Source organism: Methylobacterium platani (genome assembly GCF_001653715.1).
Lineage (GTDB): Bacteria > Pseudomonadota > Alphaproteobacteria > Rhizobiales > Beijerinckiaceae > Methylobacterium > Methylobacterium platani.
In genome coordinates this window covers 116,776-128,053 of the sequence record NZ_LWHQ01000016.1, presented here as the reverse complement: position 1 = coordinate 128,053, position 11,278 = coordinate 116,776, and the positions used below count along the sequence as shown (strand labels likewise).

At 73.4% G+C, this 11,278-nt stretch carries 14 protein-coding genes; 8 read left to right on the top strand and 6 right to left on the bottom strand.

Annotation, left to right across the window (positions count from 1 at the left end):
• Window positions 1–287: 287 nt before the first annotated feature.
• Complete coding sequence (gspG, locus tag A5481_RS09375) at window positions 288–740, bottom strand: type II secretion system major pseudopilin GspG (RefSeq protein ID WP_425339748.1); 453 nt, start codon at window positions 738–740, stop codon at window positions 288–290.
• 194 nt (window positions 741–934) lie between these two features.
• On the opposite strand from gspG, the gene A5481_RS09370 reads away from it, so the two are divergent.
• The 8 genes from A5481_RS09370 (at window position 935) to A5481_RS09335 (ending at window position 6,835) form a co-directional block, all read left to right on the top strand.
• The gene (locus tag A5481_RS09370; RefSeq protein WP_064503896.1) at window positions 935–1,858 is read left to right on the top strand and encodes a hypothetical protein; all 924 of its coding nucleotides are present in this window, start codon (window positions 935–937) and stop codon (window positions 1,856–1,858) included.
• Window positions 1,858–2,337 carry a prepilin peptidase gene (locus tag A5481_RS09365; RefSeq protein ID WP_048434906.1) on the top strand — a complete coding sequence of 160 codons (480 nt, stop codon included), beginning with the start codon at window positions 1,858–1,860 and terminating at the stop codon, window positions 2,335–2,337. The genes A5481_RS09370 and A5481_RS09365 overlap by 1 nt, the downstream gene beginning before the upstream one ends.
• The gene (locus A5481_RS09360; RefSeq protein ID WP_048434907.1) at window positions 2,337–2,786 is read left to right on the top strand and encodes a pilus assembly FimT family protein; all 450 of its coding nucleotides are present in this window, start codon (window positions 2,337–2,339) and stop codon (window positions 2,784–2,786) included. The genes A5481_RS09365 and A5481_RS09360 overlap by 1 nt, the downstream gene beginning before the upstream one ends.
• Complete coding sequence (locus A5481_RS09355; protein ID WP_245238924.1) at window positions 2,783–3,214, top strand: type II secretion system protein; 432 nt, start codon at window positions 2,783–2,785, stop codon at window positions 3,212–3,214. Before A5481_RS09360 ends, A5481_RS09355 begins: the two co-directional genes overlap by 4 nt.
• A complete protein-coding gene (locus tag A5481_RS09350) occupies window positions 3,211–3,831 on the top strand; it encodes a prepilin-type N-terminal cleavage/methylation domain-containing protein (protein WP_048434908.1) in 621 nt (206 codons plus the stop codon). The genes A5481_RS09355 and A5481_RS09350 overlap by 4 nt, the downstream gene beginning before the upstream one ends.
• Window positions 3,828–4,739, top strand: a complete 912-nt coding sequence (locus A5481_RS09345) for a type II secretion system minor pseudopilin (protein ID WP_048434909.1) — start codon at window positions 3,828–3,830, stop codon at window positions 4,737–4,739. Before A5481_RS09350 ends, A5481_RS09345 begins: the two co-directional genes overlap by 4 nt.
• A 120-nt stretch (window positions 4,740–4,859) precedes the next feature.
• Window positions 4,860–5,348, top strand: a complete 489-nt coding sequence (locus tag A5481_RS09340; RefSeq protein ID WP_048434910.1) for a hypothetical protein — start codon at window positions 4,860–4,862, stop codon at window positions 5,346–5,348.
• Window positions 5,349–6,568: 1,220 nt separating this feature from the next.
• On the top strand, window positions 6,569–6,835 hold the full coding sequence (locus tag A5481_RS09335) for a BrnA antitoxin family protein (RefSeq protein WP_048434911.1): 267 nt from the start codon (window positions 6,569–6,571) through the stop codon (window positions 6,833–6,835).
• A 147-nt stretch (window positions 6,836–6,982) separates the two neighbouring features.
• Here the strand turns inward: A5481_RS09335 and A5481_RS09330 are convergent, their stop codons facing one another.
• From A5481_RS09330 to A5481_RS09310, 5 genes are all read right to left on the bottom strand, one after another.
• Window positions 6,983–7,915 carry a YVTN family beta-propeller repeat protein gene (locus A5481_RS09330; protein WP_048434922.1) on the bottom strand — a complete coding sequence of 311 codons (933 nt, stop codon included), beginning with the start codon at window positions 7,913–7,915 and terminating at the stop codon, window positions 6,983–6,985.
• 131 nt (window positions 7,916–8,046) lie between these two features.
• Complete coding sequence (locus A5481_RS09325) at window positions 8,047–8,586, bottom strand: SRPBCC family protein (protein WP_048434912.1); 540 nt, start codon at window positions 8,584–8,586, stop codon at window positions 8,047–8,049.
• Between the two features lie 25 nt (window positions 8,587–8,611).
• The gene (locus A5481_RS09320) at window positions 8,612–9,205 is read right to left on the bottom strand and encodes a DUF447 domain-containing protein (protein ID WP_048434913.1); all 594 of its coding nucleotides are present in this window, start codon (window positions 9,203–9,205) and stop codon (window positions 8,612–8,614) included.
• 3 nt (window positions 9,206–9,208) lie between these two features.
• The gene (locus tag A5481_RS09315; RefSeq protein ID WP_048434923.1) at window positions 9,209–10,600 is read right to left on the bottom strand and encodes a DUF6513 domain-containing protein; all 1,392 of its coding nucleotides are present in this window, start codon (window positions 10,598–10,600) and stop codon (window positions 9,209–9,211) included.
• Complete coding sequence (locus A5481_RS09310; RefSeq protein WP_048434914.1) at window positions 10,597–11,190, bottom strand: amino acid kinase family protein; 594 nt, start codon at window positions 11,188–11,190, stop codon at window positions 10,597–10,599. Before A5481_RS09310 ends, A5481_RS09315 begins: the two co-directional genes overlap by 4 nt.
• Window positions 11,191–11,278 lie beyond the last annotated feature (88 nt).

The following is an 11,278-nucleotide window of genomic DNA, read 5'->3' as shown; positions in this document are numbered from 1 at the left end:
CGTGATGGCCGGGACGTTAGGGGAGTTATGGTTAACGAGGAGTTGAAGGCGTCGCCGCGGCCCCGCTCCGGCAGTTGCTGCAAATGGTATTTGCAGCTTCCGCGTGCGGCATGCCGGAGCAGTCGCCTGCTCGATCACCGTCCGGGCGCGACGTCAGGTCCGATCTCCCGAGACGATCGCCTCGTCGGCGACCGGTCGACACTCGGTGAGGCGCGCGGTCCGATTGTCTTTCCCGGGTCCCGATACTGCCGGAAGGCGGGCCGAGGACCGGAGCCGGCCCCCGGCCGTCAGTTGCTCGCGACGTCGGCCTGGTCGCCGCCGCCGCCGGCCTTGCCGTCGGCGCCGAGGCTGTAGACCTCGAACGGCGTGCCGCCGGTGCCCGGGGCGCGGTAGAGATAGGCGTGGCCCCAGGGGTCGGTCAGCCCGCGGGCGTCGCGCACGTAGGGGCCGCGCCAGGCCGCGCCGGTCGGCTGCACCAGCGCCTGCAGGCCCTGCTGGGTCGTCGGGTAGGCGCCGAGGTCGAGGTAGTAGAGCTCGACCGCCTGGGCGATGTTCTTGACCTGGATGCGCGCCGTCTCGCCCTTGGCGCGGCCGAGATAGCCGAGCACCTGCGGGGTCACCATCGTGGCGATCATGCCGATGATCGCCAGGACGACGAGCAGCTCGACCAGGGAGAAGCCGGACTGGCTCCCGTCGCGCGTCGCCTCGGGGGATTTTCGCGAAACGCGACGGTCCTGCATGGTTGTGACGAGCATCGTGCGGCCTCGGGACGGGCGGAGAACTGCCCGGCAACGTGCCATCCCTTCGTAAAGAAGCCATCACTGCCGCTCCTGACGGAGGGGCGGGCCGCGGCGCGAGTCGGGATTTGTTATCCAATTCCCGCCAGGATCCGCGCCGCGACGGCGAGGCTCTGGGACAACGGCAGGGGAGAAGCATGGACCGCTCAGCCGAACATTCGGGCCGTGCAGGCGGGTCCCGCCGGCGGTCCCGGGCGGTCGCGGGGCTCCCGCTCGCCGGATTCTCGCTCGCCGCGTTCCTGGCCCTCGGCGGCGCGGCGCTCGCCGCCGAACCGCTCGCGCTGCCGCTGCCGGCGCCGCTGCCGCCGGTCCGCGTCCTGACGCTGCTCGTCGCCGTGCACCTCATCGGGCTGTCCTTCGGCCTCGGCGGCGCGACGATGCTCGATTTCTGGATCCTGCGCTGGATGCGCTGGGGCAGCCTGCCGGGCGAGATCGCCCGGATCTTCCTGTTCGTCAGCAAGGTCGTCTCGGTCGGCCTCGGCCTGCTCTGGCTCTCGGGGCTCGGCTTCCTCGCCGTCTACGCGGTCGAGTCGCCCGACAAGTTCGACAACCCGAAGCTCTGGGCCAAGATCGCCGTGGTGCTGGTGCTCACGATCAACGGCCTCCTGATCCACGCCGTCGTGCTGCCCGGCGTCCTGCGCGACCTGTCCCGGCCGATGCTCGACGGGGTGTCGGGCCTGCGCACCGGCATCTTCCTGGTCTCCGGCGCGGTCTCCGGCGTGTCCTGGTACGCCGCCTTCGCCCTCGGGCTGATGCGCGAGCTGAACGGCCGGGTGCCCGCCACCCTGCTCCTCGCCCTGTGGCTTGCCGCCGTGACGGCGGCCTCGCTCGCGGCCTACGTGTACTGGCTGCACCTGCGCGAATGGAGCCGGGGCCGGGCCGCCGGGGCCGGGCCGCCCGCGCCCGGCGCGATGCCGGGGCCCGCGGCCCTGCCGGCCGTCCCGGTCGCGTCGCCGCTCGTCCCGGCCGGCACCCCGCTGCCGCCCCCTTCGGCGCGGATCCCGCCGGACCGGATCCTCGCCCTCGCGCCGGCCCGCTCGCGCCCGGGCCGGCGGGCGTGATGTCGGCCGCCCTCCTCGCCGGCGCGGTGCTGCCCGCCCTGCTGCCGCTGCCGCTGACGCTGCCGGCGAGCCTGATCGACCTGCGCTCCCGCATCATCCCGGACGCGCTCAACCTCGCGCTGCTGCTCCTCGGCCTGTCCGTGGCGGCCTGGCGCGAGGGGGCGTGGGGCCTCGGCTCGGCCCTCGCCGAGGCGGCCGTCGCCTACGCGCTGTTCCGGTCCCTGCGCGCCCTGCACGCGCGGCTCACCGGCCGGATCGGCCTCGGCCTCGGCGACGTCAAGTTCATCGCCGCCGCCGCCGCCTGGACGGGGCTCGCCGGCCTGCCGGTGCTGATCCTGGCGGCCAGCCTGTCGGCCCTCGCGGGTCTCGGCCTCCTCGCCCTCGCGGGGCGGCGGGTGGGGCGCGACACCGCCCTGCCGTTCGGGCCGTTCCTGGCGCTCGGCCTGCACGCCGCGCTCCTCGTCGGGGCGGCCGGCTGATGGGCGAGGGCGCCGGGCAGGCGGGCTTCACCCTCGTCGAGATGCTGGTGACGATGGCGATCCTGGGGCTTGCCGCCGGGGTCGCGTTCCAGTCGCTCGGCCCCGGCGCCCTCGACCGGCGCGCGCTCCTCGTCTCCGAGACCGTCGCGGCCGAGATCGGCCGGTTGCGGGCCGAGGCGATCCGCACCGGCCGGGCCGGGCGCCTCGCCTTCGAGCCGCAGGGCGCCCGCTTCGTCAGCTCCCGCCCGGGCGCGGCGCCGATCCCGGTCGGCGGCCTCGCGGTCGCGGTCGAGCCGGGCCCGACCGGGCGGCCGGTACCCGGTGAATTGCGGCTCCTGCCCGACGGCAGCGCCTCCGGCGGGCGGATCGTGCTCGCCGCGGGCGCCGCGCGCCGGGTGCTGTCGGTCAGCGCGCTCACCGGCCGGGTGCTGCGGGAGGACGGGCGATGAGCGCGCGGGGACGAGGGATCCTCCGGCGCGCCGCCCGGCGCCAAGAGGACGGCCAAGAGGACGGCCAAGAGGACGGCTTCACCACCGTCGAGGTCCTGGTCGCCTTCGGCATCGCGGCCGCCGCCACGATCATGGCGATCCAGATCGCCGGCACGGCGGCGGGGGCGGTCCGGCGGATCGAGGCGAGCCGCGTCGCGGCCGACGAGGCGGAGGGGGTCGTCCTGCGCCGCCTCGCCGACGGCCCGCTGCGGCCGGGCATTCTCCAGGGCGCCTTCTCGGACGGCACCCCCTGGACGCTCAGCATCACCGACCTGCGCCCGGTCCTCGGCCTCGCCCGCGTGCCGCCGCTCTGGCAGCTCCGGGTCGCCCGCGGCGGGCCTGAGGGGGCGCTGCTCTACGCGACGCTGATCCCGGAGCCGCGCGAATGACCCGCGCACGGCGCGATCCCGCCGCCGCGCAGGCCGGCTTCACCCTGGTCGAGACCCTGGTCTGCCTCGCGCTCGCCGGGTTGATCGGGGTGCTGCTGCTCAACGCCGTGCGGATCGCCGGCGGTGCCGCGACCGCCGCCGCCCGGGCCGCCGGGGCCGAGGAGGTGCAATCGGTCCGCGACCACCTGCGGCGCACCCTCGGCAGCTTGGCGCAGAGCCGCCCCGACGGAAGCCGGCCGACCCTGCGCGGCGGTCCCGACGGGCTCGTCGCCGCGCTCGCCCCGGACCAGACCCTCGAGCGCCCGACCGAGCTCGCGGTGACGCTCGCGCGGGTGCCGGGCCGGGCCGGCGCCTTCGACCTGCGCGAGATCCGCGTCGAGGCGGAGGCGCGGCCGGACCGGCCGGCGGCACCCCGCAGCGAGGCGATCCTCGGCGGCATCGGCGGGCTCGTGCTCCGCTATTACGGTGCGCCGACCAAGGGCGCCCGGCCGGCCTGGCTGCCGGCCTGGTCGCGGCCCGACCGGCCGCCGCTCCTCGTCGAGATCCAGGTCGCCTTCTCTCCCGCGGATCGCCGCCGATGGCCCCCCCTCCTGATCGCCCTCGATCCCGGACCGTGAGGCCGCCGCGACGGCGACCGCCGGGGGAGGCCGCCCACGGCGACGGCGAGGCCGGCTTCGTGCTGCTCTCGGTGCTGGCGATCTTCATCGTCGTCGGCGCCGTCCTGGCGGCGGCGATCCTGCAGGTCCGCTCCGCCACCGGCCTCGCCCAGGCCCGGGCCGACGCCGTCCGGCTCCAGGGCGCGGCGGACGGGATCGCCCGCCTGATCGCCTACGAGCTCGATCTGGGGCGGACCACCCGCCAGGCCGGTATCGGGCTGCCCGAGGACGGCACCGTCGTCGCCTGTCCGCTGGCGCCGGGCCGCACCGCCTTCCTCGCGCTCCAGGACCAGGGCACGCTCGTCGACCTCAACGCCAGCCCGCGCCCGGCGATGGAGGAGGCGTTCCGGCTCCTCGGCGTCCCGGACCGCGAGGTGCTGGCGCTCGCCGCCGAGATCGTCGACTACCGCGACCCGGACGACGTGCCGGAGCCGAACGGCGGGGCGGAGCTGCCGCAATACCGCGCCCGGGGCCTGCCCTGGGGGCCGCGCAACGCGCCCTTCGCCAGCACCGACGAGATCGACCGCCTGCCCTCGATGACGCCCGCCCTCGCGGCCCGCCTGCGGCCGGCGCTGACGGTCTACAACGAGGGCGGCCGCTTCGACCTCGCCGCCCTGGTCCGACGGCTGAACCCCGCGGCGATCCGCTCCCTGCCGGGCTCCGCCGGCCCGGTCCCGTCGCCGCGCCAGGTCTTCCGCCTCTCGGTCGTCGTCGAGGAGGGCCGCGCCCGGACCGGGCGCTCGGCGATCCTGACGCTCGGCGGCTCCGGCTTCCTGGTCTGGCAGCAGACCGTCGCGCCCGACCTCGTCGCCGGTGCCGGTCACCCCGCCTGCGCGCGGGTCGCGGCGGCGCTCGCGGGCGGTCCGTGACGCATGCCGGAGGGGAAAGCGCCGTCGCGCCCGGACCGGACCGGATCTCATCGGCGGGACGCGGCGTTAAGCTTGGGCGACCTGTCGGGACGACCTCAGGAGCGAAGGGAGCGTGGTGCGATGACGGAGGCCATGGCGGTTCCCCGGTGCCCGGACGTGGTGCTGTCGGATTTCGGGACCTTCTTCGAGGAGCATCGCCGCCGGCGCGAGGCGGAGGCCGAGCCGGAGCATCAGGCCGAGGCGCCGCTCTCGCCCGAGGACGAGCAGCGCGTGGCGCTCCTGCGCGGCATCGCCGCCGAGGTGCTGGACGCCGCATCGCACCAGCTCGCGCCCCACGGCGTGCTGGTCGAGCGCGGACCGTCCCTGCGCGGCCGGCCCGACTTCGAGCAGGCCTACACCCAGTTCATGCTGATCGACCGGCATACCGGCCGGGCCTCGGACGTCTACGTGATGAGCATCACCGATGCGGGCTACTTCCTGGCCAGCGCCTGCGACCCGCGCCTCGACCACGACCACCGCGACCGGCAGGTGACCCACTGCGCCGCGAGCGCGCTCACCTGCGACATCGTCGCCCGGGTGATGAAGGACGCCATCCTGCACGTAGCCTGACACTCGCGTGGCCTGACGCTCACGTGGCCTGACGCTCGACCCCGGCACGGCCCGGATCCGCCGAAGCGGCGACGCCCTTAACCTGTCCTTAGGTTTTGTTCCAGCGCGGCAGTTCAAAAAAGTCGGCACCAAATCCCTCTTGACCATCCCTCCGCGGAGGGGCAGCATAGTCTTCGTCGAGTCGAACTCGAGGAGGTAGCCATGAGATCTCAAGGTTGCAGCCCTCACGCGACACATACCGATGCCGGTGACCAGGAAACGCCACCGGACTATTCGCGACAGGGATAGTGGCTTCAGGGCGGGCTGAATACGGTACGGGGCCGAGTCGGCCATCGCAATCGTACCGTGCGAGATCCCCCGCACCCTGAAACGTGGACCCTGCCTCTTTAAGGCTCGTCGGTGCGCCGGCGGGCCTTCGTCGTTTTCGGGCCCGAGAGAGCCCGCGCCGCGCCCGGGCCTGCCGCGTCGCACGCCCGACCCAGGCCGGACCGCCCGGAAAGAAGAAACGCGGATCTCCGCCTCTCCCCGACGGATCCCGGGCTTGCCCGGGATCCGCGAGTGACGGACGAAGTCGGGCTTGCCCGACTTCGTTGCGGGGAGAGCGCCGTGTCTCCGTTCAGGAGACGCGGCAAGCGGAGGCGAAGCCGGAGCGAGGGTGAGGGGGTCTCAACGAGTGAGGCTCCTCCGGAAACACCCCCTCACCCTCGCGGCGAACCTGCGGTTCGCTGCTCCCCGAGCCCCTTCGGAGCCCGGGCCTCTCCCCGCCCGCGGGGAGAGGGGAAACCGGTGACTCTCCTCTTTCCCGGACAGCCCGGCCGCGCCGCCTGATTCATCTTCCGTAAGGTTTTTAGTCCTCGCTGAAGATCGACCCAGCCGGCTACGAATTTCGCTTGACCATCGCTCCGCGGAGGAGCAGCATAGTCTTCGTCGAGCAGAACTCGAGGAGGTAGCCATGAAGTCTCAAGGTTGCAGCCCTCACGCGACACATGCCGATGCCGGTGACCAGGAAACGCCACCGGACTATTCGCGACAGGGATAGTGGCTTCAGGGCGGGCTGAATACGGTACGGGGCCGAGTCGGCCATCGCAATCGTACCGTGCGAGATCCCCCGCACCCTGAAACGTGGACCCTGCCCCTTAAGGCTCGTCGGTGCGCCGGCGGGCCTTCGTCGTTTTCGGGTCCGGCTCCGGCATGGTAGGGCTGGGCGAGGAGGACCCTTGATGTCATTCGACCGTTCCCGCCGCGGCAGCGATCCCCGGCAAGCCGCCGAGGCCGCGTTCCGGGCCGTGACCCGCAAGACGCCCGAAGGCCCGGCGCCCGAGGCCAAGCCTGCCGTGAAGGCGGGTGCCAGGACGGCCGCCGTGCCCGGCCTGCGCGAGACCGTGTCCCTGCGCCTCGACCGCGACGTGCTCGACCATTTCCAGGAGGAGGGGCCGGGCTGGCAGGAGCGGATCAACGCCGCCCTGCGCAAGGCGGCCGGCCTCTGACCCGCCGGCCTCCGATGTGGCTCGGCGCGGCGGCCGTCCTGCTGCTGCTCGCTGCCCCGGCACGGGCGCAAGGCGGGCGGGTGACCAACCCGTTCGCGTCGAACTACCCCTCGGTGCCGATCCGCGAACGGGTGGTCCCGCAGGGTCTCAGCGCAGGAACTGCCCGAAGGCCCGCGGTCCGTCCGCGGTCTTCACCGTCCCGGTCACCTTCAGGGCCGCGGCATCGATCACCGTGAGGGTGTTCGATTCCCAGTTCGCGACGTAGACGGTTCGGCCGTCCGGGCTCGCCTGGATGCCCTCCGGGTACTCGCCGACATCGAGGCGGGGCCCCGGCGCCAGGGTGGCGGTGTCGAAGGTGCTGACGGTGCCGCCATACTGGTCGGTGACGAAGGCGCGGCCCCGGGCGAGCGCCACCGCGTAGGGCCGCTCGCCGACCTTGACCCGGCCGACCTCCCGCCGCGCCGCGATGTCGATCACCGAGACGTCGTTCGAGCCGACATTGGCCGCGTATGCGCGTCGGCCCTCGGCGTCGATCGTGACTCCGAACGGTCGCGTGCCGACCGGGATCACCGCGACCCGCTGCCGCGTCGCGGTGTCGACGAGGGACAGGGCGTCGTCGTCCCGGTCCGCCGCCAGCAGGAACCGGCCGTCCGGCGTCACCGCGATGCCCGACGGCGAGGTGCCGACCGCGATCTCGCCCGCCACCGCGAGGGTCGTGGGATCGACCTCCCACAGCCGCTTGGCGTACCAGTCGGCGACGTAGACCGCCCCGCTCACCGGGTTCACCCCGACCCCGAGGGGCCCGCCGCCGAGCGGCACCCGGCGCTCGACCCGCCGCGCGGCGGCGTCGATCACCACGAGCGCCTTGCCCTCCGGCGCGGTGACGTAGACGCGGGAGCGGTCCGGCGACAGGGCGATGCCGGCCGGTGCCCCGGGCACGGGAATCGTCGCCACCACCTTGCGGGCGTCGAGGTCGACCACGTCGACCGTCTCGGCGGTCTGGGCGGTGAGGAACGCCTCCGCCGCCCGCGAGGGGACCGGCGCGAGGCCGATCCCCAGGATCCCGACGAGACCGGGCAGGCAGAGCCCGGCGAGGCGCCGGGTCGAGCGGCCGCGCAGCGGCGCGCCGATGCGTCGTTCGCTCAAGGCTTCCTCGCGATGCAGGCTCTGATCGGAAAACCGCACGACGCGGTTCCGGAACCTGCCCGGGCTCACGAGTTGCCCTTCTCGAGCTTCGCCTTCAGGTTGTCGAGGCCGCTGCGGTACAGCGCCTTGACCGCCTTGATCGCCGCCTCGTCGCTCAGCTCGGGCGGCGGGTCGTTGTTCATGTAGCCGCGGTAGAACGCGCCGTCCCACACCACCTCGGACGCCTTGCCGCCGTCGGCCGGCTCGACCTTGATCGTCGAGGAGTAGTTGTTGACCGGCAGCACCTTCACGTCGACCTTGTCGATCCGGTACGACAGGCTCTTGTTCTCGGCCGAGTACTTGTAGAGCTCTTCCTCGACGGTGGCGCCGCCCTTCAGGGTCAGGGTGCGGGTGGCCTTGATCTCGTTGCCGCCCTTGCCCTCGGTCTTCTCGACCGGCGGCAGCCAGCTCATGTCCTGGAAGTTCCCGACCACGGCCCAGACCTTGTCGGGGCTTGCGTTGATCGTGACCTTCTCCTCGACCTTCTTGCGGGTCGGGCCGTGGGCCTGGGCGGCGGGGGCCGCCGCGAAGGCGGCCACGAGGGCCGCCGCGATGATGCGCTTCATCGGGTCTCTCCTGTTCGCGCGTGTCTCATGCGTCATCGATCGCGAGGGACGCGGCCGCTGCCTGCGGCAGGGCGGCTGCGACCTTCGCGGCGATCCAGTTCCAGGCCTCGCGCTCGGCGGGCCCGGCCGTCTTCTCGACGGCGATGCGGTGATGGTGCAGCTCGGCCAGCACCGTCTCGGGCGCCAGAATGTGCAGGCGCGTCGACAGGATCGCCGCCTCCAGCACCGCGTTGACCGCCCGGTTGTGGCCGAGGAAGGGCCGGTGCGCTTCCCCATGCACCACCCGGCCGCGGAAGCGCGGGCGGACGGGGTCGTCGCGCACCTCCACGACCTGCAATTCCATGTGGCCGTAGGCCTCGGCGAGCCGCGGCACGGGAATCGTGCGGCACGGCACGGTCGGCCAGTCGCGCCGGCCGGTGACGCAGCCGGCGATCACCCGGATGTCGGCGGGGGCGACCGCGGCGAAGAACGGCTGCGCCTCCAGGTTGGCGATGGTCGGCGAGGGCCGGAACGGCGCCACCCAGTAATCGTCGCCCTCCCGGATCAGCCCGAACGGCACCAGGTGCACGGCGCCGTCGGGGGAGGCCGTCGTCACGATGGTCTCGAGGATCAGCGGCACGGCTTACGGCTTCCCGCTGTGGCGCGTGTGGCCCGGGGCCTTGAAGCGGGTGGTGTCCTCGACCTCGGCGTCCATGGCGCAGCCCCAGTCCAGCGGCTCGTCCTGCACGTAGCGCTTGCCGAGGCGCCAGGCGAGTTCCGCCTTGGTCAACTCCCCGCCGAGGTAGAAGGCGTGGGCCCCGTCCCCCTCGACGCCGAGGTCGGGGAAGAACGCCATCGCGTCGTGCCCGGTCCTGTGGATGTCGCGGTTGTAGATGTGCACCCCGTCCTCGGCGATCGCCACGCGGTAATTGGGGTCGCGCACCTCGGCGGCGAGGCCCGCGATCTCCTCGGGCGTCTGGGTGTAGGGGCGCTTGTCGTGGAGCGCGAGCAGCGCCCGGCCGTAGCCCTTCGGCAGGGCCGCGTCGGCTCTGGCCGCGTACATCACCCGGCGGGCGGCGTCGTGCTCCTCGACCGTGCGGCGGGTGTGGTTCGAGACCTGCACGATCAGGACGTTGCCGATCGACAGTTCCGAGCACACCCCCATCAGCAGCGCCGTCACCCCGAGGCTGTCGGCCTCGGTGAGCTCGGTCAGGTTGCCGGTGCCCATCATCATGGCGATGTCGGGATGGCGCCGCCTCGTCTCGTGGTAGCGCACCAGCGAGGCGGCGAAGCCGAAATGGATCGGCTCGAGGATCGGGTCGGCGATGAAGGGCTTGCCGGCCCGCTGCATCCGGTCGATCGCCCGGTCGAGGGAGGGCAGGTCCTCGGGCCGCATCGGCACCAGCACCGGCACCGCCTCGGTCTCGAAGGCGAGATCCAGCGTCTCCTCGTTGAGGCTCAGCAGGAAATCGGCGCCGGCCGCCGCGCCCTGGCGCAATTCGTCGGCCGAGAACGAATCGACGCTGACCCGCAATCCCTCCGACTTGAGCAGCCGCACGGTGTCGCCGAGATGCGGGAACGGCGTGTCCGGCAGCCCGCCGAGATCGATCACGTCGGCCCCGCGCCGGGCGAGGTCGCGCGCCCGGACCAGGATCTCCTCCGGCGACAGCCGCGACGCATCGACGATCTCGGAGAAGATGCGGACGTCGTGGCGCGACAGGTCCACGTTCCGCCCGGCGAGCCCGAGAAAGACCGGCAGGTCGACGATCTCGTCCGGCCCGCGCTCCACCGGCAGGCCGAAATGCGCGGCGAGCGCCGCCGGATCGGCCCGGCAGCGCCCGGGCAGGATGATCCGCGTCGCGCCCTCGGGGATCGTCACCCGGCGGCGGATGATCTCTTCTGTCATCAGCGCCGCGACCTTCACGCCGGCATCCGCGATCGTCCAGGCGAAGCGCTCCGGCGGCAGGCCGGCGGCGATTTTTTCCAGCCGCGCCTTGGCGAGGCGCCCGGTGACGAAGACGAGATGCTCCCTCACGCGGCGCACTCCGCGACGGCCTCGCGGCAGAGCCGATCGCCGCCGGGACCGCGCAGCACGATCCGGCCGGGAAAGCGGGCGGCGAAGACCGGAAAGGCGGCATCGGCCAGCCCGGCCCGGGCAAGCTCCGCCGGCCCGGCCCCGGGCCGCGGATCGGCGGATTTGACGAGCAGGCAGGTCGCCGCGCCGAGGCGGGTCGCGAGCCAGAGCGCCAGGCTGTCCGAGGTGACGTCCCAGGTCTCGGGGATCTCCGGCCGGCCGGCCTTGAGCGCCGAGGGGTCCCAGACCGGCACGGCCCCGGCGGCGAGCGCGTCCGCGGGGGCTTCCGTCACGGACAGGCGCGGCTCGAGCGCGGCGAAGATCCGCGCCATGCCCGCCATGGCGTCGAGGGCGAGGCGATGGGCGAGGGGATCGGGGAAGCCGAGCGCCCCTTGCGCCGTCCGCACCGCATCGGCGAGGCCGCCGCCGCCGGGCACGACCACCACCGGGCCGTCGCATCCGTCCACGAGCGCGCCGAGCAGCCGGCCCAGCCGGTCCCGATCGGCCACCAGGCTGCCGCCGACCTTCACGACGTTGAGAGCGTGGCTCATGCGGCACGTCCTGCGCGGGCAGGGCTTTCGAGGAAATGGCGCGGGTTCCCCCTCTCCCCGCGGGTGCAGGGCTGTCCGGGGACAGGAA